The organism is Enterococcus sp. DIV1083b, from assembly GCF_051713705.1.
Lineage (GTDB): Bacteria > Bacillota > Bacilli > Lactobacillales > Enterococcaceae > Enterococcus_D > Enterococcus_D casseliflavus.
This window is the reverse complement of the sequence record NZ_JBIOQJ010000001.1, coordinates 1900001-1921991: the sequence shown is the minus strand read 5'-3', so window position 1 is coordinate 1921991 and position 21991 is coordinate 1900001. Positions and strand designations below refer to the sequence as shown.

Below are 21991 nucleotides of genomic sequence, written 5' to 3'. Positions count from 1 at the left end.
ACGAAAAAAAAGAGCAACTATTGCGGCAGTTACCTGCCCAAGAGTTGCTCTTTTTGCTTATAATTGGATCAGCCAATAGCCGATCAAAATGATTCCTAAAACGATGCGATACCATCCAAATACGGTAAAATCATTCCGTTTGATGTAGTTCATCAAGAAACGGATCGCGATGATCGAAACGATGAATGACACGATGGTTCCTGTCAATAAGATGACGGTTCCTTGGAAATCAAAGGCATTGCCATCTTTCAAAAACTTGAAGATTTTCAAGGCACTGGCACCAAACATGGTGGGAATACCTAAGAAAAATGAAAATTCAGCAGCAACATAACGAGAAGCGCCGATCATGATAGCACCTAAGATAGTAGCACCAGAACGAGAAGTTCCTGGGATCAATGCCAATACTTGGAACATCCCTACGATCAATGCCGCTTTGTAGGTGAATTTGTTCAAATCGGTACATTTTGGTGCTTTATTTTTGTTGCGTTTTTCTACCACGATAAAGCCGATCCCATAAACGATCAAGACGATCGAAACGGAGAAAAAGTTGTAGAAGTGCGCATCTAACCAATCATCTAACGGTAATCCGATAATAACCGATGGCAAGACCGCCACGACGACTTTAAACCATAACGTCCATGTATCTTTTTTCTCTAACTCATTTTTCTGCGGTGAAAAAGGGTTTAGTTTATGGAAATATAAGTAGACGACTGCTAAAATCGCACCCAGTTGTATGACAACATTGAACATCGTCATAAACTCGGGAGTTACATTCAATCCGATAAATTCGTCGGCTAGAATCAAGTGACCCGTGCTGCTGATTGGCAGCCATTCCGTGATCCCTTCAATGATCCCAAATAAAATCGCTTTTATGAAATTTGTAAAAAACATTGGTTCAGTCCTTTCTATGACAAAATACAACTCTTAGTATACCGTTTCCTGATTCGAATACCAATCTTTTTCCTAAAAAAAGGGGGCAGTTTTTAAAACAAAAACTGCTCCTTTCTTAAAGAAATTGATCAACTGCCAAAGGTTTCTCTTAGGATAAAAGTTCTTGAGAGAGTGCTAAGCCTTTTTTGATGTAATCGGTATTGCCCACTTCAGCAATCGTAAAGCTGCCATCTTCGTAGATCAGTCGAGTGACCGAGCCATTTTCAATATCCATGCGAACATTGTTCTCATCATTGATCAGATGCAAAAGAAAAGCGATCGTTAAGCCGTGAGACACAACTAGCGCATTGCCGCCGCCTTTTTTCTCAACGCGGTAGGCGATATCTTCAAACCCTGTTTTGACACGTTCGGTCAACACATCAAAGGTTTCCGCCCAATTGGCTGTATCTGCGTGATAGATCGCATTGGCGATCGCCTCAAACGAGACATGATTGGCAATCATATCATCGTAATCAGGAAAGTCAAGAATCCGTGGCAGAACGCCCCACATTTCTGCATCATAGGCACCTTCAAGTGAGCCAAAGCACCATTCACGAATCCGTTTGTCGATATGATAAGGGATCTCTGGTCCTCTGACATGTTCACCCAGTATCAGACGCATCGTTTCGATCGCGCGGCCGCTGTCACTGGATACTGCTTCCACAAAATCCACATCTCGTAACCCGAGTCCTAAATAATGGATGCCTTGTTCACCAGTACGAGTCAATGGGGTGTCGCACCAGCCTTGCACACGCTGCAATGTGTTGAACATGGTTTTCCCGTGACGCACGACATACAATTCCGTTTTTGCCATAAGTAGTAATTCCTCCTTTGGTTCGTCATTCGTTTATGCGTTAAAAAACGGATTGGTCCGTTTCTCAATCTCGATCGTCGTTGGTTCCCCGTGGCCAGGATAAACGGCCATCTGATTCGGTAAAACAAAAAGTTGCGTTTGGATGCTGGTCAGCAATTGCTCAAGGTTGCCAGTTGGTAGATCGGTCCGACCGATGCTGCCTTTAAATAAGGCGTCTCCAGAAACGACAAACTTGTCAAAAATAAAACTGACGCTGCCGATGGAATGACCTGGGGTTGCAACAACCTTAAAGGACATGCCAGCTATCTCGTACTCTTTCAATTCTAGCTCGAATTCTGCTGGACGTGCGGTGATGGTTCCTAATTCAGGATGACGACCAGAAAGGTTTTTCATAGGATCACTTAGCCATTCTTGCTCAAGTGGACTAACGTAAACGGGGATCTGATAATAATCCCGCAAATGGTCAACTGCACCGATATGGTCATAATGAGTGTGGGTCAATAAAATCGCTGCTGGTTTTGCGCCTGTTTTTTCGATCTCAGCGATCAATCTCGCTGCTTCTGCTCCAGGATCAATAATCAACAAAAAATCTTCTTTCCAAATAAGGTAACAATTTTCTTGAACGGGTCCTGTCACTAAACCAATGATTTTCATGCTAAAACCTCCTAGGATCACAAATACTTGTGTCTGACTATAAGTATAGCTTAAAGTATAAGAGGAAACAAAGAAAGGTTTTTAGGAGTGGAAAATTAATGATAGAAACAATGAACACAGAAGACAATCGTCAGGCGATCTGTCAATGGCTGAATCATTCAACGAAAAAAACAGAGGCAGTGAGTGCCTTTTCCGATCAAGAGCAGCTTTCATTTGCATTTTTTGACAATCACGATCAACTTGGTGGGTTGATTGGGAAACGGACAGGTAATACGATTCATATTCAATTGTTTGCAGTTGATCCAAACCATCAGAATCAAGGGGTGGGGAAACAATTGATGGAAGCACTTTTCGATCACGGTAAAAAAGCGGGATGTCGTTCCGTGACAGTTACCACCCAAGACTACCAAGCGCCACAGTTCTATCAAGCAGTCGGCTTCGAACAATTTGCTGTGCTTTCTGACACACCTGTACTTGGCACGGATAGGCTTTATTTCGTGAAGATGCTGTGACCACCCTTTGGCAGGTAGGTGATAAGGCTAACCAATAGTTTGATGAGAGAAAAGCTCAGAATTATTGTGGGAATTCGAAAATTTTTCTAAGAAACCGCATTAGCAAAAAACTGCTGTTATACTAATTAAAATAAGAAAGCGCGTGTTTCGTTTGAAACTGGTCTAATTTTTTCCTGCAGCAGAAACATTCGTCGTGACTAAGTTCGGGGAAAGTAATTGTTCAGGACCTTGTGTTCGTTTTGATTGGTATACATCAACTTTTTGTAAGAAGGTGTTTTTTATGAAAAAATCGCTCCAATTCTTTTTCACTGTATGCTTTGCTGTGCTTCTTTTAGCGAGCTGTGGTGAGGAAGAGCTATCCATCGATGATTCGAAAGAAGTTTCTGAAACTGTTACTTCCGCCTCAAAAGCGGTTGAAAATGGCGACCTTGATCTGATGTTGATCCAAGATGAGAGTGTCATCTTTCCGCAAAGCCAAGGGGTTTATGATTTCCATGAGAATGAGTTGACGATCGTTAAGCAGTATTTGCCGATGGCAGACTTAGAAGATAGTTCAGCCAGCTCAAGTGATGTTGCCTTGTATAAAGGACAAATCGAAAGTGATTTTCAGCGTCATTTTTCCCATTCAGAGGTACAGTTGTCCAACGATCCTTATCAAATTTATGAGATCACCTATCAAGATGCCTCATACACCGTCGAAGGAAAACGTTTGACGATCATGGCAGATGGGCGAACCTTTGAGTTCACCTTAGATCCCCATAATCAGAAGGCCTATGATCAAAATGGTGTTAGCTATGACATTCAGGTCGATCAATAAATTTTCTTAAAAACATATTCCTGCTTTACTTGCTTAGGTGAGTAGAGTAGGTTTTTTTGGTAACCTTTCGTCAAACCCATTTTCTGGAAGTGGAAATGGCGTTGATTACCTGATGAGAAGGCATTTTGCCACAAGTGATTTTTTTAGAGATCAAACCTGTTTGGATAGGATACTCTCCGCAGAGGATGAAAAGCTGTTTCTGTTCGCTTTTCCAAAAGTAATCTATCCGCTATAATGGCAAACGAGAAGGTGAACACGTGTATAAAGGAAAAGTTGCGGTTAGAAAAATCGTAGAATTTATTTTGCGCCGAGGCGATATTGATAGCCGCAAAGTCAGTAATCATACCGCGCAAGAAGGCGCCCGTATCCATCGCCAACTACAAAAAGAGGCTGGGGATGCGTATCAAAAAGAAGTCTTTTTCAAACGAGAAAGCCAAATTGAGAAAGATTCGATCACTGTCGAAGGACGTGCCGATGGTCTCTTTTTTGATGCAGCTGTTAATTCTTGGGTGATCGATGAGATCAAAACTTCAGAACCAGCTTTCGAAGATATCCCTGAAGATCAAATCGATTTGTTTTTTGCCCAGGGAATGGTTTATGCTTATTTGTTTTTACTACAAGAAAATGAACAAGCAGCGCTTAATGACAGTGAAAAACAAGAGAAACCAGAAGCAGAAGCTAATGCTGATGGAGAAAATGATCCGAGGAGACCCATCGATCGGATCGCCGTACAATTGACTTATTATCAAACCACTGAAAAGCTGACCACCCGTACGAGAAGAACATTTCAGTTCTCAGAATTAGCTGTTTTTTATGAAGAATTACTTCAGGAATATCATAAATGGTTAGTTTTTCAAGAGAATTGGCGCCGTGTCCGCAATACGTCTTTGCAGCTGCTGTCTTTTCCCTTTGAAACCTTTCGCAAAGGGCAGCGAGAGTTAGCAGCAGCGGCGTATAAAACACTAAAAAATGGCAAGCGACTTTTTGCGGAAGCGCCAACGGGAACTGGAAAAACCATGTCAACGCTGTTTCCCGCATTAAAAGTTCTCGGGGAAGAAGGGGCAGATCGGGTCTTTTATCTGACGGCGAAGACGATCACCAGACAAGTGGCTGAAGATGCGTTGAGCAAGTTAGCAGACAACGGTAGTGAAACCAAGAGTGTCACGATTACCGCCAAAGACAAAATCTGTTTTTTAGATGAACGAAACTGTACGCCAGAACACTGTGCGTATGCGCAAGGCTATTACAATCGAATCAACGAAGCATTATGGGATCTGTTGCATCACGAGAACCAAATAACCCGAGAAGTGATCGAGACCTACGGAAAGAAACATACGGTCTGTCCCTTCGAGCTTTCACTGGATGTCAGTGTCTTTTGCGATGTCATTATTGGTGATTATAATTATTTGTTTGATCCCACCGTTTATTTGCGAAGATTTTTTGAGGAGCCGGATGAAGAATATTTCTTTCTAGTGGATGAAGCCCATAACTTAGTTAACCGTTCGAAAGAAATGTATTCCGCAACGATCTCGCGACAGCCATTTAAGGAATTAAAGAAGAAGCTGCCGAAGGATCAACAGAAATTAAAACGCGCACTAAACAAAGTTGATAAAGAATTTGCGGCTTTAGCCCAATTAGCAAAAGAGGAGGGATGGTCATACCATCATCAAGCGGCTCCTCATGAAACAATGGTCAATCAGCTATACAAATTAGCTGAATTGATGAAGGAATGGTTGCCAGCGAATCCTGAGCATGAATTGCAAGAAGAAGTGCTGCAAGTGTATTTTGAAGCTAACCATTATTTGAAGATCAGTGAATTTTATGATGATCACTACGAAACGACGGTGGAGATCGACCGCTATGATATCAAACTAAGGCAATTTTGCATCGAACCAGCGCCGTTTTTGGAATCCGTGTTAGATAAGGGCAAGGCCAGCCTGTTGTTTTCTGCGAGCTTTACCCCTTTGTCGTATTATCAAGAAGTATTAGGGGGCGGCGATGAAGCTTTGCGTTATCGCTTGCCAAGTCCTTTTGATCCGAAAAATCAGGGGATTTTTATTGCGGACTATATCCAAACGACGTATCGCCAACGTGAAGCCAGCATTCCTGCGATCGTTGATGCGATCCAGCAAATGACGGCAGCGAAAGCGGGAAACTATATGGTCTTTTTCCCCTCTTATCGTTACTTGGATGATGTGGCGGCAGCATTTTCTCAGCAGGCGCCAGAGGTGGAGGTCTTGATTCAGGGGACTGCTATGAACGAAGCAGAGCGCGAGGCATTTCTTGCGCAGTTTCAATCTTTTGACTCGCAAAAATCATCCTTGCTGGATAAAAGTCAAGATGAACCAAAGAGTCAATCAAAAACATTGGTGGCATTTTGTGTCCTTGGAGGAATTTTTTCTGAAGGGATCGACCTAAAAGGCGATCGCTTGATCGGTGCCGCAGTGGTAGGAGTCGGACTACCGCAAATCAATCACGAGCAAGAATTGATTCGGGAATATTACGATGAGAAAAAGGCAGCTGGCTTTGCGTATGCCTATCAGCTGCCAGGGATGAATAAAGTCCTGCAAGCAGCCGGTCGAGTGATTCGGGATGTCAGCGATCGCGGCGTGGTGTTATTGCTGGATCAGCGCTTTCGGACACCGCGTTACCAAGAACTTTTCCCACTGCATTGGCAGCATGCCTTGCAGATTCGTCGGCCGCAAGAGTTATCAAAGGCATTGACTCATTTTTGGCAAGAAAAAAACTAGAAGCAGAGCTTTCAGGAGCGGTTGCGCAAAATCAGTAGATAAAGCTGATTTTGCCTAACCATCACGTTAGACTCTGTTCTAGTTTTTTTGATTAGCGATAATTTGTAAACTGTAAGTCGATCGTCAAGGGCAGTTTACGCAACAATTGGATCACCTCTTGGAGATCGTCACGACTTTTGCCTGTTACCCGAATTTGATTGTCTTGAATTTGGGTTTTAACTTTTAGCTTGGCGTTTTTGATCGCTGTCGTTATTTTTTTGGCGTTTTCTTTATCGATGCCATTGATCAATTCTGCCGTTTGACGAGCTTTTGCCCCCAAGGCATGCTCCGTTTCGCCAAATTGAATATTTTTCGTTGGTACATTCCGTTTGATCAGCTTCGCAAAGAGCACATCTTTGATTTGCTCCAACTTAAATTCGTCATCTCCAACGATCGTCAGTTTGCCCTCAGTCATCTTGATTTCTACCGTGGAGCCTTTAAAATCAAATCGGTTTTTCAATTCTTTTTCCGCCTGTTGAATGGCGTTTTTCACTTCTTCTGTGTTGATCTCAGATACGACATCAAAACTTGCTTCTTTTGCCAAAATCAATCACTCCTCTCATCTCTTACCTATGATTTTAACATGGAGGCGAACGATGCGGGAATGAAAAGTAAATTTTTGCAAATAATTGTTTCATTTTTTCACACAAACTGCTATTCTTTGGAAGGAGATTTTTAGTGAAGGAGCTAGATCATTGTGAGTAAGTTATTAACGAAGCACGAACAATCAGAACGATTGAAAAAAATAGGGGTTATTTTGCTGTCAGGTATCACTGCAGCCATTGCTTTAAATTTCTTTTTGATTCCCGCAAACGTTCTTTCCGCTGGGATGAACGGGGTCGCCCAATTGATCGTGGCACTTGCCTTGGAACATTTTGGCGTTCACCTTAGTACAGGGCTGTTTATTTTCCTCTTAAACTTGCCTATCTTTGTTCTCGGGTTCATCAAACTCGGGAAATCATCGACACTGTTGAGCTTTATCAATGTCGTTGTCGTTTCCGTATTAACAATTGTCCTTCCGCAAGGAGCGATCACCGACAATATTTTGGTTAATGCTTTGCTAGGTGGCGTACTGTTGGGCGTCGGCGTTGCGTTTTCACTGAAAATGGGTTTTACCACCGGCGGAATGGATATCCTTTCGTTGATATTATCAAAAACGACTGGAAAAACAGTCGGTAAATATATGTTTATTTTAAACGGCATCATTGTCATGGTCTCAGGTTTCGTCTTTTCTTGGGAAAGTGCCTTGTACACGATCATTTCGATTTTCGCGATGAGCTACGTCGTGGACATGCTGCACACAAGTCATCAAAAGGTAACGGCAATGATTATTACGACCAATGCGGAAGCTGTTGGGAAAAATATTTCTAAGCATGTGTTTCGCGGCATGACTTTGTTCCCCTCAGTCGGAGGGTATTCAGGCGTACCTGGCAATATGATCATGATGGTCGTGACGCGCTACGAGATCTACGATTTAGAACAAGCCGTTTTAGAAGCTGACGGCAATGCGTTTATTAATTTTGTGCCGACCCAATCGATTACAGGCCGTTTTGCGACAGATGATGAACAACGGACCTTTAAAACGACAGGGGTCTTCCCAGAACTGAAAATACACAAGAAAAGCCGTCCATAATCAAGGATCGTCCATTTACAAATCTTGCAAAAGAAGGTATTATTTGAAACAAGAATTAAAGGAGGTCTTCAACCGTGGCATATACTGAAGTAGAAGCAGAAGCAATCAAAGAGCGTGTCTTGGCTGCCTTGGAAACCGTGATTGACCCTGAGTTGGGGATTGATATAGTGAATCTAGGCTTAGTTTATGAAGTCGAATTTGATGCAGAAACAGGCAACACCGTAATCAAAATGACCTTAACAACAATGGGCTGTCCCTTAGCCGACGTATTGACTGAATCGATACACGAAGCATTAAGCGATATTCCAGAAGTCAAAAATCCAGAGGTGAAATTAGTCTGGTATCCCGCTTGGACGACCGATAAAATGAGTCGTTACGCACGGATTGCTTTGGGGATTCGTTAAGGATTTTCAATCATAGAAAGTTGTTTCATATTTGTTAACTAGATGGAACAAGCTGTTTTCTTAGGTGTCGGACAGTTGGCAAAATGAGGATATAAACACAGAACTCTTTTATTAACTTTGAAAAAAGTTGGTAGAAGAGTTTTTTTATAGAGTACTTTCTTAAATAAACAGTTACTTGGTGAAAAAGTTATGCTTTTTTACTAAAAGCATTAAATAAAATCATATGTTTTAAAACTTGAAAGCTCAACGTATTTTCCATTCATATGACAACTCAAAGTGAGTTAGTATTTAACTTTGCCGAAATAGTAATACTTTCTATAAACCTTCGATCATTTTGACAAAAAGAGAGCACAGATTAAATTCTTATTCATCCACATTGATAACCTTAAGGTGCATCCCAAAAAACATGTCTAAATAAAAGTTTCTGAATTTAGTCAGAGGCTTTGGGATAAGATGAATTTTCCTTAAGGAGTCAATGTAGAATGAAGAAGGATGATTCTAGGAATGCTTTTTCAAAGGTCATGTGATTTCATCCTATCAACTGACTCTTGGTTAACAAATATACAAATGTGTTCTATGCAACCATACATATAGGAAAACGATAGCCAAACTTCAGTTTCGGTCAATCATTTAGCGAGTTACATATTTTTATTAGAGATTCGAGATTAATTAATTGAATTGATGTATAATTATAGTTAAGTTGTAAAAATGATTTGATTGATTCCCTTGATCATAAAAACAAAAAGGAGTGTGTTTTGTGGATTTTCTATTTACTTTATTTGCTTTTATTTTCGTCGCAGTTATCTTATATCATATTGTCGAATTCTTAAAGGATCAATCTACGCCAGAAGTGGCAGTACTTGCCACGCTAGTAGACAAACGAATGACTAGTAGCACGAATACTGCTGCAAACGGCTTTACGAATCAATCCATTACCTATTATCTTTTATTTGAAATCGCAAGTGGCGAAAGATTAGAATTTAAAGTAGGGTATGGAAAATACAAATTATACGTCATCGGAGATACTGGAGTGTTGAGGTATCAAAGAAAAAGGTTTAATTCACTTGATAGGTAAAAAATTTGTATGTATATAGTATGTGTTTATTCGTTTTCAATTTCAAAAAAAGTTGAACAGTCAATTAAAAAACTCCTATTCAAGTGTCTTATCATTTGAAATGATTTGAATTGTACGCTTTCGATGGAAAACGCAAGTATCATCGAGTAACACTTGAGAATTTCTACTTATGAGGTCGCATAAATAAAACCAAAACCGAAGGAAATTTCCTGCGAGGAATGGCTTAATTTAGTTCACCCATTCGATTTATTGGCGGAAGTGATGAGCTACGGATAGTTTTTAAATACTCATAAATAGAATAGATTTCTTCACCAAAACCTCGTGACTCATTGTTACGAGGTTTTTTGTTTTTTACGTGACTTCAGAAATAATTGCAAAAAGGAAAAATCGTTCTTGGTTTTTCACAAACATTTTCTCTTTCAAGTAACAAATATGGAACTTGAAATGCTAAAAGTGTTACTTGTGAGGTACATCCGACGCACCTTACAATGAACATGTAAAATAAGAAAGAATGAATGGAGTTGAACGTTTGTGAAAAAAATGAAGGCTGCGTTGATGTATGGACCAGGAGATATTCGCTATGAACAAGTAGAGCGACCCTGCTGTCCAGAAGGAGGTTTTCTATTGAAGGTTAAGGCAGTTGGTTTGTGCGGATCTGATATTCGCAATTTGCTGACTGATTCAAAAGCGGGGCGCTACCCTCATATTTATGGACACGAAATCGTTGGTGAGATCGTCGAAATTGATGAAAATGTGACGAAGTATCAAAGAGGGCAGATGGTTTATGTATACCCTATGGCTCATTGCCTACGTTGCGAAAATTGTCGTAATGGGAAGCACGAATGTTGTACGGAAGCTGAAAGTTACACCGATCTTCAAGGCGGTTTTGCAGAGTATATAGCATATAGTGCTACAAGAGTAGAACGAGGAGCGATTTTTGAAGTGCCAGAAGGACGAGAGCCTATCGCGGCAACATTAGCTGAACCCTTATCCTCCACTTATGCATGCATGGAGAATATTCAGGTTTCGTTAGGTGATTCGGTCGTCATTATTGGTGCAGGTCCAATTGGGGTCTTTTTAGCGATTCTAGCAAGGATTCGTGGAGCAAGTAAGGTGATCGTGATTGATAAAAATGCTGACAGACTAGCTCTTATGGAAGCGTTTGGTGTAGATCATAGGATCGATTCTTCAAAAGAAGATCCTGTTGAAAAGGTGAAAGAGTATACGAATGGACATGGCGCACATAAAGTGATTTCAGCCAATCCATCAATAGAAGCACAGCAACAAAGTATTTTTATGGCTAGAAAATGTGGGACGGTCGTCTTTTTTGGTGGTGTAGCAAAGAATCAACTAACGCCTATAGATACGAATGCAGTTCATTATAACAATCTTTGGATTTATGGTCATTATGGTGCAAATAGTATTCAAGTCGAAAAAGCTTTCCATTTATCCTTATCAGATCAGTTTCCTGCTGAAAAAATTATTTCTCATGTGTTGCCTTTAACTGACATCAATCAGGCCATCGAATTGACAAGAGAAGGGAAGGCGTTAAAAGTCGTTTTACTACCAGAAGAAGAGTATAAAATTCATTCTATTTTGAAATCTCAAAAATAGAGTAAGGAAAGGAGGAGAAAGAAAATGAATAAAAAAATTGAGATCTATATTGCCTGTGGTAGTGGGATCGCCACGTCCACAGTTGTTCAAGAGAAAGTCAAACAAATCTTGGCTCAGAGCAACATTCAGGCTTCCATCACCAAAGGGAATATTAGTCAAATTCCCTCAAAAGCAGAAACGGTGGATTTAATCTTGGTGACTACTCGATATGTCAAGCCAGTAAAAGTACCGATTCTTCCTGTTTTCAGTTTGATCTCTGGAATCAACGAAGAGCAGACCGCGCAGAAAATCGTTGAAGAGTGCCATCGAATTATTAAAGGGGGATAAAAATGGAAGCTATATTATCAGTTATTCAGAACATCATGGATATGGGGGCATCGGTTATGCTACCCGTTGTCATTTTTATTTTGAGCTGTGTCTTTAGGATGAAAATTGGCAAAGCGCTAAAAACAGGGCTTTTAGTCGGCATCGGCTTTCAAGGGTTGGGACTTGTTGTAGGACTCCTTGGTACTTCCTTGCAACCAGCCATCGATTATTATCAGGAAATGGGATCAGGATATACCACGATGGATGTTGGCTGGGCTGCTGTTGGAGCGGCTTCGTGGTCAGTACCTTTTGCAGCAATTGCTATTTTGATGATCGTGGGGTTGAATGTATTGTTTATTCTTTTGAAATGGACAACGGTCATGAATGTCGACATTTGGAACTATATTCATTTTTTGATTCCTGGAGCATTAGCGTATGCCTTGTTTGATAGTTTTTGGCTAGGTTTGACTGTTACGGTTGGCTTATCAATTGTCACTTTATTCGTGGCTCAGTGGTTTGCTCCTAGATGGGAGGCGTATTACGGACTGGAAGGCACGACTTGTACGACATTTTCATTTATTACATTCGCTTATCCTTTTGGACTATTAGTAAATAAACTGATCGATCTGATTCCTGGTCTTAACAAAATCGATATCAGTTTGGAAAAAGTGGAAAGTAAAATTGGTTTTTTTGGAGATCCAGCAGTTATCGGTTTGTTGGTGGGAACTTTTCTAGGCGTATTGACACGCCAAGAATTTACGGTAGCGATTTCTATGGGGGTTGGAGTTTCGGCGGTGCTAGTACTGATACCCAAAATGGTCTCTGTTATGATGGAAGGCTTGACTGCGATCGGAGAAGCTGCCAAAGAATTTATGAAGAAACATATTGGCGAAGGGAAAAAATTATATATCGGAATGGACATTGCTCTTGGTCTTGGAGATCCGACAGCGATCACAACAACAGTGATTCTGATTCCGATAGCAATATTCTTAGCATTTATTATCCCTGGTATGCATTATTTTCCAGTAGGTGTTTTAACAGTAATCGTATATATGATTCCACTGCTAGCATTAGCATCAAATGGCAATCTTTTTCGAACACTCGTCACTGGCTTTTTCTTCTTAATCATCGTTCTAATTGGAACAAACACCTTTGCACCTGAAGCAACCGAAATGATGAATGCGACCGGTGTGCCTGTGGAAGGTGTTGTGACAGATAGTTTCTGGGGCTACAATTTAGCAAATATTATAATCAGCTTATTTCATCGAATCGTTGGGTAATTGACCGAATGAATAAACGAATTATTGACAAAATAAATGGCTTAGTGGGAGAGAAATAGTGTATGAAATTTAAAGCAATCGAATTGAATGAGCGCTCAAATATAGAAGTGATTAAACAATGCGGACTTGAACTGCTTAACGAAGGGATCGTCGGGAATAGTTTTATTGAGTCTTGTATCGAACGCGAACATCATTTTCCTACTGGTTTGCCAGTTGACCCGCCAGTGGCGATTCCGCATACCTTTGATCCCTCTGTGAAAGAATCTTCTGTTTGTTATGCAAGACTAAAAAAGCCTGTGACTTTTAAACAGATGGATACTCAAGTAGACGACTTAGCAGTCGAACATGTATTTTGCATGGCACTAAAAGATGAGCATACCTATATTGATTTTCTTCAAAAATTGATTTTAAGCATCCAGTCTCAAAATTTTATTGTTCAATTAAGCAAGTGTGAACCTGAAAACCTTGTTGATTTTCTAAGAGAGAATTTGTCTATTCATTAAGGAGGAGTGCTGTGAGGAAAATTACTGCTGAAATCATCTATCTCCTACTATATAACAAAATAACGAAAATTAGATTGGAGCAACTTTATAAAAACTTGAATCTCTCGCCAAAGAAATTCACGAGTGAAATCAAAGTCTTGAACTCGTTTCTAAATACTCACGATATGCCGCAAGTGAAAATTGAAAGCGGATACTTACGGGTTCCTGATGAACTAGATTTGTCAGAAGCTTATCAGCTTGTTTTAGAATTGTCCCCTTACAACTATTCCTTGAATCCTGATGAAAGACGCACATTACTTCTGATCAATTTATTGATAACAGAAGATGTTCTTACGATGGATCATTTTGCTGATTTGTTTTACGTCAGTCGATTAACAATCATCCGCGATATCAATACGTTGAAAAAACAAGAAGTGATCATGAGTAAATATATCGAAACGCTTAGGGGTGAAGGGGTTATCCTTAAGATGAATCAATCGGAGAAAAGAGAGTATTTGTTTACATTATTTTTAGAAAATATAGACGCAAAAGGATACATCAATTATGTCGGAATGCAAATCCTTCGGACATTTGACGGGTCAATGGAGTATTTAGACTTTTTGGGATTCATTTTTAACGAGTTAAAGTATGCAGAAAAGTATCAGCAGTTTGATCTTTTCGTCTATATTTTTATCGTTATCAATATGCCTCGCAAAGAACAAGGTGAATCTCCCAAATTTGTCGTTATGTCGGAAAACCTGAGCATACTCATCGATCAAATTGAAAAAAGATTTGATCGAACGATCTCTTTCGAAGACAAACAGGCAATAGCAGAATTTTGTCATTTGAAAAAGCGAAAAAATGCGAAGGATGCTGAATTGTATAATTTGGTCATCTATTTTCTGAATAAAATTGATGAAGATTTAGGGACGACTTTAAAGTACGAATTTGACTTAATTTCTGATCTATACAATCACTTACAAATTATTGAAGAAGAGAACATTATTTTGGATATTGAAAATATCGGTCTTTTGCGGCATCAGTTTATGGATATTATCGTAGCAGTAAGGGCTAATAGTGGTGTCATTGAAAACTACCTGTCCCGATCCTTCAATGAATCATTTATTACTACGATCGCTATTCATATCGCAACTGCCTTAACCCGACAAGAATATAAGATGAGCAAAATCGATATCTGGATCGTGTGTGAAAATTTATCGATAGCGAAAATGATTGCTATGAAAATTAGTCGATACAAGCAGTTCAAAATTATGAATGTGCTAACATTTGGTACTTATCGTAAGATGTGCTTCCGTCAAAAAGCCAATCGTTTAATCTTAACTGCTGATTCTTTGCCTTTTTTGGAAGAGGATGTTTTAAGAATAACACCTTTTGTGACCCAAGAAGATATCCAAAAAATAGTAAAGATGGTTGACCGTTTGTTTATGATTAATGAAGAAGAGACTGAAGAAAAATTTGTTCAATTTGTCAAACAACCACAAAGGAGATTGCATGATTACTTGTTAAATTCTCATGTTATCAGAATCGACCAAAAATGTTCTTGGGAGCGTTCTTTACGCTTAGCAGGGGAAGTATTGACACAAAATGAGTGTATCGAGCAGAGCTATGTAGAAGAAGTCGTTGAAAACGTGAAACAAAATGGACCTTATATCGTAATAAGTGAAGGTGTTGCTTTGGCTCATGCGAACAATCGGGGAAATGTCCACCGTAGCACGATTAGCCTTTTGACGAATAAACAAAAAATCTCTTACGGATCTGAGGATTATTTTCAAGTGACTTATGTTTTCTTCGTCGCTCTTGTAAGAAGTGAAGAATACTTAGAAATTGTTGAAGATATAATGTTTCTTGGAAAATATGGATTAATTGAAAAATATTTACGTTTTAGACAGGAGGAAGCCGATGGATTATTTAAAAGAACGGAAATTCATATGTAAGATCGCCAAATCTTTATTTGACAGGAAGCTAACGGATGCTGCTGGTGGCAATATCTCTATAAAAGTTTCAGAAGATCATTTCTTGATGACACCTACTTTGGCATCTGTTCAGTATCTTTGGGAATTAGAGGCAGCGCAAATTCTTTTGGTAGATAAGAAACTATCCCTCATCGAAGGTACTGGTCGCTTGACCAGGGAAATCAATATGCATATGAGTTTTTATCACTCAGATCCACGGATCAAAGCAGTGATTCATGCTCATCCATTAAATTTGATGGTTTACAGTTGTATAGGGACTGATATGCCCATCGTCTGTGAAAACCTTCGTTTCGGACCGGATGCGATCCGTTGTTTGGATTATGCACCTGCAACAACTGAAAAGTTAGCAAACTTTGTTGGTGACTACTCTCAAAACATGGCGACAAATAAAGAAAGACTACCATATGGAATGTTACTGCGAGAACATGGGGTAATTGTTGGAGCCACTAATTTGGCTTTTGCAAATGATTATCTGGAAAGACTAGAAACAAATGCTTATGTGCATTTACATTCGCAAGCGCTTCTCCAGCAGGGCTATGAATATTATACTGATAAAACAAACGTTACCTATGAATCCCATGAATGAAGATTGGAGGAGAGTAGATGAGGGCTGGTTTCTTAATTGGACTGAATGAATTTGAGATTCGAGAAATGGATGTTCCACAATGCCATCAGAATGAAGTGATTGTAAAAGTTGAAGCTTCAGGAATCTGTGGGTCAGATATCCACAAAATGAGTAAAGGTTGGAAATACCAGTTACCTATGATCATGGGGCACGAGATGGCTGGGACTATTGTAAAAGTTGGTCGTTCTGTTCATCATTTAAAAAAAGACGATCGAGTTGCTGTTGTCCCATTTATTCCTTGTCATAACTGTGCATATTGTGCTATCGGGAAGTATCAATTATGCACGGACTATATCATGATGGGCTCGCAACGGTTTGGAGGATTTGCTGAATACGTCTCCGTGCCAGCGAGCAATATCGTGAAAATAGGAACTAAGTTGACGTTTGAAGAAGCGTCCATGATTGAGCCTCTTGCTGTCTCAGCGCATGGTGTTTATGGAATTGAACCTAGAGTGGGCGATGTCGTTGCCGTTTTTGGGTTAGGAACGATTGGGTTGCTGACGATCCAATGGTTAAAAATTGCGGGTGTGAAAACGATCATTGGCATTGATATTCAATCAGAGAAACTGGAACAAGCATTAGATTTAGGTGTCACCGATACGATCGATCCTAGTGTTCAAGACCTTGAAAAAGAGATTTCTCGGATAACGGATGGTTTAGGCGTGGATATTGCAATGGAATGTGCAGGTACTAAAATAACTGAAGAACAATGTCTCTTAGTGACAAAAAAAGGCGGGAAAATTGGATTTCAAGGGATCGCTTATTCTGATGTTTTGATTAAGCAACGGGCATTTGAAAAAATCTTTCGCAGTGAATTAACCATTAAGGGTTTTTGGAATAGCTATTCTGCACCTTTCCCAGGTAAAGAATGGTTTGATTCGATCACCTTTTTAGAAAGCGGACGCTTAAGTGTCAGTCATATGATTTCCCATCGCTTTCCGTTAGAGGATCTTCAAAGAGCATTTGATTTAGCGGTAAATAGAAGTGAAAGCTTTAATAAAATCATGATCATGCTCTAAAAAACCAACATTTGATTACAGAACAAACAGATTGTTTTCAAAAACCATATTTATTCAGCAAGCTTTAACAATCTGCTATGGATATGGTTTTTTGATTTGCTACAGTGATTAAAGAGGTTGCTCCTTCTAAAACCTGTCCCAATCAAAGACACCGTTGCATTTTCAGAAATGAAACGGTAAACTAGTTGAAAAGATTGGAGGAATGAATCAATGTTAGCTACGAATTTCGGGAAATTTACATACGAAAATCCGTTTATGAACGCCTCAGGAGTCCATTGTATGACGATCGAGGAATTAGATGAATTAGCGGCATCAGCAGCTGGATCATTTGTCACAAAGAGTGCAACGCTAGAAGCACGTGCCGGAAATCCAGAACCACGTTATACCGATTTACCGTTAGGAAGCATCAATTCAATGGGATTACCAAATCTAGGGGTGGACTACTACTTAGATTATGCCATCAAAAAACAGCAGGAAATGACTCAGCAAGCGCCTTTCTTTTTCTCTGTCGCTGGTATGAGTGTGGCTGAAAACATTGAGTTATTGAAGAAGATCCAAGAAAGTGATTTTGAAGGAATCACTGAGTTGAATCTTTCTTGTCCAAACGTGCCAGGAAAACCACAAGTTGCCTATGATTTTCCTTTGACCGATCAAATTCTTGAAACAGTCTTTGGTTTTTTCACAAAACCTTTAGGTGTCAAATTGCCGCCATACTTTGATTTGGCTCACTTTGATGAGATGGCTAAGATATTAAACAAGTATCCGTTAACCTACATCAATTCAATCAATAGTATTGGGAATGCTTTATTCATCGATCCTGCTACTGACTCGGTAGTCATCAAACCAAAAGGTGGTTTTGGTGGTCTCGGAGGCGAATATGTGAAACCAACGGCATTAGCCAATGTGCGGGCTTTCTATACACGTCTCAAGCCAGAAATCAAAATTATTGGTACAGGTGGGATTCGTAATGGTCAAGATGCGTATGAGCATTTGTTGTGTGGTGCCTCTATATTGCAGATCGGCACAGAGTTGCAAAAAGAAGGGCCGGCGATCTTTGAACGATTGACGAAAGAATTAGAAACGATCATGAAAGAAAAAGGATATCAATCAATCAGTGAATTTCAAGGCAAACTAAAAACGATTGATTAAAGCGACTATTGACGACTTTCTATCATCATCTGTTTCTTTTTATAGAAGAAAGTGATAGAAGAAAGGTGGGGTTAAATGGAGAAATTTCGTAAAACAACTGAGGACGATTTAACGGAGTTAATGGCGCTGATTGAGGAAGGAATTGCTTTTTTAAAAGCTCAAGGATCACCACAATGGCAAAATGGCTATGGCCCAAAAGAAACTCAAATCAAAGAAGATATTGCAAAAGGCGAAAGCTATGTGTTAGTGAAAGATGGGAAAATCGCAGCGTCTGCGGCACTGGTTTCTGGTGATGATCCTGTCTACAACGCAATTACCGGCGCAGGGTGGGATGGAAATGGTCCGTATCTATCCATTCATCGCGTCGTTGTCAGTTCTCATTTTAAAGGGCAAAAGTTAAGTGCCAAATTGCTGCAAGCTCTTGAAGTGGTTGCATTAGAGCAAGGAATCGTTGATTTGCGTATCGATACGTATAAAGCCAATATTGGGATGCAAAAGAATATCCAAGCAGCTGGCTATCAATATAAAGGAGAGGTAACATTTCCTTTTCCGAATGGAGAGCGATTGGCTTTTCAAAAACGTTTGATCACAAACTAAACATTCTTTTTCTATTCTTGTCACTTGGCCGAAAGAATGGAAAAAGTGTGTCAAAGTGAATTTTTGGTATGAAAATGTGGATAATGGTTGTCAGAATCCTTTCGGCTTGCTAAGATAAGCACGTAAAGGACGGTGCCAAATGAAGAAAAGAATCAAAAAGAAAAAAGCTTATAAAAAATACATCCATGATATTTTTGCAGGGTATGAAGAAATGCTTGAAAATCCAGCGATCGATGAGAAGAAGTTCTCTTATTTGAAAGAAGAAACAACCTTAAAACGAGACGATCAAAATCAAATCCGTTTCCGTACGATCGATATTGATTAAACTACCTTTTGGTAGTTTTTTTCTTTATTTTTGTTAATTGGAAAAATTTCAGAAAAAAAGCTTGCTCTTTCATTCATAGAATGATAAAGTATTCAACGTTGGCAATTGAGCCAGCGGGTCAAAACAACAGTTGAAAAATCTTCAAAAAAAGACTTGACCAAAAATAAAACAGATGATATTATAACGAAGTCGCAATAATAAAACAGTTAATTGATGTTGATAAATCAACAAAATTAATTAAAAAAAGTTGTTGACAAATAACAAATCATTTGTTATTCTAATTAAGTCGCTGAGACAGCCGCTACGAAGTTGAAAAACAACGAGCGAAAAAAACTTTTAAAAAGAGTTGACAATCAAATGTCACTCTGATATGATGCAAAAGTTGCTAACACAGCACGGTAGACCTTTGAAAACTGAACAAAGCAAGCAAACGAACCAATGTGTAGGACGTTTCAATTTATTGAAACAAATACATGCAAGCAATAGCTAGCAAAGTTAATTTTTATGAGCTTAATGACCGTATGGTCATTCAAACAAATCATTATGAGAGTTTGATCCTGGCTCAGGACGAACGCTGGCGGCGTGCCTAATACATGCAAGTCGAACGCTTTTTCTTTCACCGGAGCTTGCTCCACCGAAAGAAAAAGAGTGGCGAACGGGTGAGTAACACGTGGGTAACCTGCCCATCAGAAGGGGATAACACTTGGAAACAGGTGCTAATACCGTATAACACTATTTTCCGCATGGAAGAAAGTTGAAAGGCGCTTTTGCGTCACTGATGGATGGACCCGCGGTGCATTAGCTAGTTGGTGAGGTAACGGCTCACCAAGGCAACGATGCATAGCCGACCTGAGAGGGTGATCGGCCACACTGGGACTGAGACACGGCCCAGACTCCTACGGGAGGCAGCAGTAGGGAATCTTCGGCAATGGACGAAAGTCTGACCGAGCAACGCCGCGTGAGTGAAGAAGGTTTTCGGATCGTAAAACTCTGTTGTTAGAGAAGAACAAGGATGAGAGTAAAATGTTCATCCCTTGACGGTATCTAACCAGAAAGCCACGGCTAACTACGTGCCAGCAGCCGCGGTAATACGTAGGTGGCAAGCGTTGTCCGGATTTATTGGGCGTAAAGCGAGCGCAGGCGGTTTCTTAAGTCTGATGTGAAAGCCCCCGGCTCAACCGGGGAGGGTCATTGGAAACTGGGAGACTTGAGTGCAGAAGAGGAGAGTGGAATTCCATGTGTAGCGGTGAAATGCGTAGATATATGGAGGAACACCAGTGGCGAAGGCGGCTCTCTGGTCTGTAACTGACGCTGAGGCTCGAAAGCGTGGGGAGCGAACAGGATTAGATACCCTGGTAGTCCACGCCGTAAACGATGAGTGCTAAGTGTTGGAGGGTTTCCGCCCTTCAGTGCTGCAGCAAACGCATTAAGCACTCCGCCTGGGGAGTACGACCGCAAGGTTGAAACTCAAAGGAATTGACGGGGGCCCGCACAAGCGGTGGAGCATGTGGTTTAATTCGAAGCAACGCGAAGAACCTTACCAGGTCTTGACATCCTTTGACCACTCTAGAGATAGAGCTTCCCCTTCGGGGGCAAAGTGACAGGTGGTGCATGGTTGTCGTCAGCTCGTGTCGTGAGATGTTGGGTTAAGTCCCGCAACGAGCGCAACCCTTATTGTTAGTTGCCATCATTTAGTTGGGCACTCTAGCGAGACTGCCGGTGACAAACCGGAGGAAGGTGGGGATGACGTCAAATCATCATGCCCCTTATGACCTGGGCTACACACGTGCTACAATGGGAAGTACAACGAGTTGCGAAGTCGCGAGGCTAAGCTAATCTCTTAAAGCTTCTCTCAGTTCGGATTGTAGGCTGCAACTCGCCTACATGAAGCCGGAATCGCTAGTAATCGCGGATCAGCACGCCGCGGTGAATACGTTCCCGGGCCTTGTACACACCGCCCGTCACACCACGAGAGTTTGTAACACCCGAAGTCGGTGAGGTAACCTTTTGGAGCCAGCCGCCTAAGGTGGGATAGATGATTGGGGTGAAGTCGTAACAAGGTAGCCGTATCGGAAGGTGCGGCTGGATCACCTCCTTTCTAAGGAATATTTCGGAAGACTACACATCGTTTGCCTTTGTTCAGTTTTGAGAGGTTTACTCTCAAACAAAATTTGTTCATTGAAAACTGGATATCGAAGAAATAATCAAAACAAGTAACACACACCGAGTTGAAATGTTAAAAGAGTTTTTTAATAAGTTCAACGCTTATTTTCTTGAGCAACCTTCTATCGCTAGAAGAAGTACTCAAAACCGACCGTAAGGTCAAAGGTTAAGTGAATAAGGGCGCACGGTGGATGCCTTGGCACTAGGAGCCGATGAAGGACGGGACTAACACCGATATGCTTTGGGGAGCTGTAAGTAAGCTATGATCCAGAGATTTCCGAATGGGGGAACCCAGCATCTTTTATAGGATGTTACGTCTGCGTGAATACATAGCGCAGTCGAGGTAGACGCAGAGAACTGAAACATCTAAGTACCTGCAGGAAGAGAAAGAAAATTCGATTCCCTGAGTAGCGGCGAGCGAAACGGGAAAAGCCCAAACCAACAAGCTTGCTTGTTGGGGTTGTAGGACTCCGATATGGTAGTCTATTCAGATAGTCGAAATACTTGGAAAAGTATGTCAAAGAGGGTAAAAACCCCGTAGGCGAAATTTGGATAACACCTAGGAGGATCCTGAGTACGGCGGAACACGAGGAATTCCGTCGGAATCCGGGAGGACCATCTCCCAAGGCTAAATACTCCCTAGTGACCGATAGTGAACCAGTACCGTGAGGGAAAGGTGAAAAGCACCCCGGAAGGGGAGTGAAATAGATCCTGAAACCGTGTGCCTACAACAAGTTAGAGCCCGTTAATGGGTGATAGCGTGCCTTTTGTAGAATGAACCGGCGAGTTACGATAGCATGCGAGGTTAA

Annotated in this window: 20 protein-coding genes and 2 rRNA genes (1 of these 22 only partly in view); 18 read left to right on the top strand and 4 right to left on the bottom strand. The window is 40.7% G+C overall.

Annotated elements, in window-relative coordinates; all coding sequences use genetic code 11:
* Window positions 1-57 precede the first annotated feature (57 nt).
* The 3 genes from IGI69_RS08895 to IGI69_RS08885 all read right to left on the bottom strand — a co-directional run bounded on the left by IGI69_RS08895 (window position 58) and on the right by IGI69_RS08885 (window position 2398).
* On the bottom strand, window positions 58-891 hold the full coding sequence (locus tag IGI69_RS08895; RefSeq protein WP_005230172.1) for an undecaprenyl-diphosphate phosphatase: 834 nt from the start codon (window positions 889-891) through the stop codon (window positions 58-60).
* A gap of 148 nt (window positions 892-1039) precedes the next feature.
* A complete protein-coding gene (locus tag IGI69_RS08890) occupies window positions 1040-1744 on the bottom strand; it encodes a histidine phosphatase family protein (protein WP_005230175.1) in 705 nt (234 codons plus the stop codon).
* A gap of 33 nt (window positions 1745-1777) precedes the next feature.
* On the bottom strand, window positions 1778-2398 hold the full coding sequence (locus tag IGI69_RS08885) for an MBL fold metallo-hydrolase (RefSeq protein WP_005230178.1): 621 nt from the start codon (window positions 2396-2398) through the stop codon (window positions 1778-1780).
* Between the two features lie 98 nt (window positions 2399-2496).
* Between IGI69_RS08885 and IGI69_RS08880 the strand changes: the two genes are divergently transcribed.
* From IGI69_RS08880 to IGI69_RS08870, 3 genes are all read left to right on the top strand, one after another.
* Window positions 2497-2910, top strand: coding sequence for a GNAT family N-acetyltransferase (locus tag IGI69_RS08880; RefSeq protein WP_228095240.1), 414 nt, complete (start codon window positions 2497-2499; stop codon window positions 2908-2910).
* A 280-nt stretch (window positions 2911-3190) separates the two neighbouring features.
* Window positions 3191-3727: a hypothetical protein gene (locus IGI69_RS08875; RefSeq protein ID WP_438740505.1), complete on the top strand. Its 537-nt coding sequence runs from the start codon at window positions 3191-3193 to the stop codon at window positions 3725-3727.
* A 257-nt stretch (window positions 3728-3984) separates the two neighbouring features.
* On the top strand, window positions 3985-6477 hold the full coding sequence (locus IGI69_RS08870; protein WP_438740503.1) for an ATP-dependent DNA helicase: 2493 nt from the start codon (window positions 3985-3987) through the stop codon (window positions 6475-6477).
* A gap of 91 nt (window positions 6478-6568) precedes the next feature.
* On the opposite strand, the gene IGI69_RS08865 is transcribed toward IGI69_RS08870, so the two are convergent.
* Entirely contained in the window at window positions 6569-7060 is a 492-nt protein-coding gene (locus IGI69_RS08865) for a YajQ family cyclic di-GMP-binding protein (RefSeq protein WP_005230187.1), read from the bottom strand.
* Window positions 7061-7213: 153 nt separating this feature from the next.
* Between IGI69_RS08865 and IGI69_RS08860 the strand changes: the two genes are divergently transcribed.
* From IGI69_RS08860 to IGI69_RS08790, 15 genes are all read left to right on the top strand, one after another.
* The gene (locus IGI69_RS08860; RefSeq protein WP_086299485.1) at window positions 7214-8149 is read left to right on the top strand and encodes a YitT family protein; all 936 of its coding nucleotides are present in this window, start codon (window positions 7214-7216) and stop codon (window positions 8147-8149) included.
* 74 nt (window positions 8150-8223) lie between these two features.
* Window positions 8224-8553, top strand: a complete 330-nt coding sequence (locus IGI69_RS08855; protein WP_005231940.1) for a metal-sulfur cluster assembly factor — start codon at window positions 8224-8226, stop codon at window positions 8551-8553.
* A 757-nt stretch (window positions 8554-9310) separates the two neighbouring features.
* Window positions 9311-9628 (top strand): DUF2500 domain-containing protein, encoded by a 318-nt coding sequence (locus IGI69_RS08850; protein ID WP_434232969.1) that lies wholly within the window; start codon window positions 9311-9313, stop codon window positions 9626-9628.
* A gap of 540 nt (window positions 9629-10168) precedes the next feature.
* Window positions 10169-11242: an alcohol dehydrogenase catalytic domain-containing protein gene (locus IGI69_RS08845; RefSeq protein ID WP_395997912.1), complete on the top strand. Its 1074-nt coding sequence runs from the start codon at window positions 10169-10171 to the stop codon at window positions 11240-11242.
* 24 nt (window positions 11243-11266) lie between these two features.
* The gene (locus tag IGI69_RS08840; protein WP_015509814.1) at window positions 11267-11569 is read left to right on the top strand and encodes a PTS sugar transporter subunit IIB; all 303 of its coding nucleotides are present in this window, start codon (window positions 11267-11269) and stop codon (window positions 11567-11569) included.
* 2 nt (window positions 11570-11571) lie between these two features.
* Window positions 11572-12828, top strand: coding sequence for a PTS transporter subunit IIC (locus tag IGI69_RS08835; protein ID WP_438740500.1), 1257 nt, complete (start codon window positions 11572-11574; stop codon window positions 12826-12828).
* A gap of 62 nt (window positions 12829-12890) precedes the next feature.
* Window positions 12891-13331 carry a PTS sugar transporter subunit IIA gene (locus IGI69_RS08830; protein WP_081117255.1) on the top strand — a complete coding sequence of 147 codons (441 nt, stop codon included), beginning with the start codon at window positions 12891-12893 and terminating at the stop codon, window positions 13329-13331.
* A gap of 164 nt (window positions 13332-13495) precedes the next feature.
* Complete coding sequence (locus IGI69_RS08825; protein WP_438741512.1) at window positions 13496-15265, top strand: PTS sugar transporter subunit IIA; 1770 nt, start codon at window positions 13496-13498, stop codon at window positions 15263-15265.
* On the top strand, window positions 15231-15890 hold the full coding sequence (locus IGI69_RS08820; protein WP_438740497.1) for a class II aldolase/adducin family protein: 660 nt from the start codon (window positions 15231-15233) through the stop codon (window positions 15888-15890). The genes IGI69_RS08825 and IGI69_RS08820 overlap by 35 nt, the downstream gene beginning before the upstream one ends.
* A 17-nt stretch (window positions 15891-15907) precedes the next feature.
* Window positions 15908-16948 carry a galactitol-1-phosphate 5-dehydrogenase gene (locus tag IGI69_RS08815; RefSeq protein ID WP_333719206.1) on the top strand — a complete coding sequence of 347 codons (1041 nt, stop codon included), beginning with the start codon at window positions 15908-15910 and terminating at the stop codon, window positions 16946-16948.
* Window positions 16949-17158: 210 nt separating this feature from the next.
* A complete protein-coding gene (locus tag IGI69_RS08810; RefSeq protein ID WP_438740495.1) occupies window positions 17159-18097 on the top strand; it encodes a dihydroorotate oxidase in 939 nt (312 codons plus the stop codon).
* A gap of 75 nt (window positions 18098-18172) precedes the next feature.
* On the top strand, window positions 18173-18694 hold the full coding sequence (locus IGI69_RS08805) for a GNAT family N-acetyltransferase (RefSeq protein WP_016611135.1): 522 nt from the start codon (window positions 18173-18175) through the stop codon (window positions 18692-18694).
* Between the two features lie 139 nt (window positions 18695-18833).
* Window positions 18834-19019, top strand: a complete 186-nt coding sequence (locus IGI69_RS08800; RefSeq protein WP_005230211.1) for a hypothetical protein — start codon at window positions 18834-18836, stop codon at window positions 19017-19019.
* A gap of 539 nt (window positions 19020-19558) precedes the next feature.
* Window positions 19559-21117, top strand: a 16S ribosomal RNA gene (locus IGI69_RS08795).
* Between the two features lie 229 nt (window positions 21118-21346).
* Window positions 21347-21991: ribosomal RNA gene (locus IGI69_RS08790) — 23S ribosomal RNA — on the top strand; it runs 2270 nt beyond the window's last position.
* Together the 16S and 23S rRNA genes form the textbook arrangement of a ribosomal RNA operon.

What these genes read in the sequence shown, in the direction of transcription:
- IGI69_RS08815 (WP_333719206.1), top strand. Translation starts at nt 15,908, where the DNA reads ATGAGGGCTGGTTTCTTAATTGGACTGAATGAATTTGAGATTCGAGAA.
- IGI69_RS08825 (WP_438741512.1), top strand. Translation starts at nt 13,496, where the DNA reads ATGCCGCAAGTGAAAATTGAAAGCGGATACTTACGGGTTCCTGATGAA.
- IGI69_RS08895 (WP_005230172.1), bottom strand. Translation starts at nt 891, where the DNA reads ATGTTTTTTACAAATTTCATAAAAGCGATTTTATTTGGGATCATTGAA.
- IGI69_RS08820 (WP_438740497.1), top strand. Translation starts at nt 15,231, where the DNA reads ATGGATTATTTAAAAGAACGGAAATTCATATGTAAGATCGCCAAATCT.
- IGI69_RS08880 (WP_228095240.1), top strand. Translation starts at nt 2,497, where the DNA reads ATGATAGAAACAATGAACACAGAAGACAATCGTCAGGCGATCTGTCAA.
- IGI69_RS08810 (WP_438740495.1), top strand. Translation starts at nt 17,159, where the DNA reads ATGTTAGCTACGAATTTCGGGAAATTTACATACGAAAATCCGTTTATG.
- IGI69_RS08805 (WP_016611135.1), top strand. Translation starts at nt 18,173, where the DNA reads ATGGAGAAATTTCGTAAAACAACTGAGGACGATTTAACGGAGTTAATG.
- IGI69_RS08830 (WP_081117255.1), top strand. Translation starts at nt 12,891, where the DNA reads ATGAAATTTAAAGCAATCGAATTGAATGAGCGCTCAAATATAGAAGTG.
- IGI69_RS08840 (WP_015509814.1), top strand. Translation starts at nt 11,267, where the DNA reads ATGAATAAAAAAATTGAGATCTATATTGCCTGTGGTAGTGGGATCGCC.
- IGI69_RS08845 (WP_395997912.1), top strand. Translation starts at nt 10,169, where the DNA reads ATGAAGGCTGCGTTGATGTATGGACCAGGAGATATTCGCTATGAACAA.
- IGI69_RS08835 (WP_438740500.1), top strand. Translation starts at nt 11,572, where the DNA reads ATGGAAGCTATATTATCAGTTATTCAGAACATCATGGATATGGGGGCA.
- IGI69_RS08890 (WP_005230175.1), bottom strand. Translation starts at nt 1,744, where the DNA reads ATGGCAAAAACGGAATTGTATGTCGTGCGTCACGGGAAAACCATGTTC.
- IGI69_RS08800 (WP_005230211.1), top strand. Translation starts at nt 18,834, where the DNA reads ATGAAGAAAAGAATCAAAAAGAAAAAAGCTTATAAAAAATACATCCAT.
- IGI69_RS08875 (WP_438740505.1), top strand. Translation starts at nt 3,191, where the DNA reads ATGAAAAAATCGCTCCAATTCTTTTTCACTGTATGCTTTGCTGTGCTT.
- IGI69_RS08885 (WP_005230178.1), bottom strand. Translation starts at nt 2,398, where the DNA reads ATGAAAATCATTGGTTTAGTGACAGGACCCGTTCAAGAAAATTGTTAC.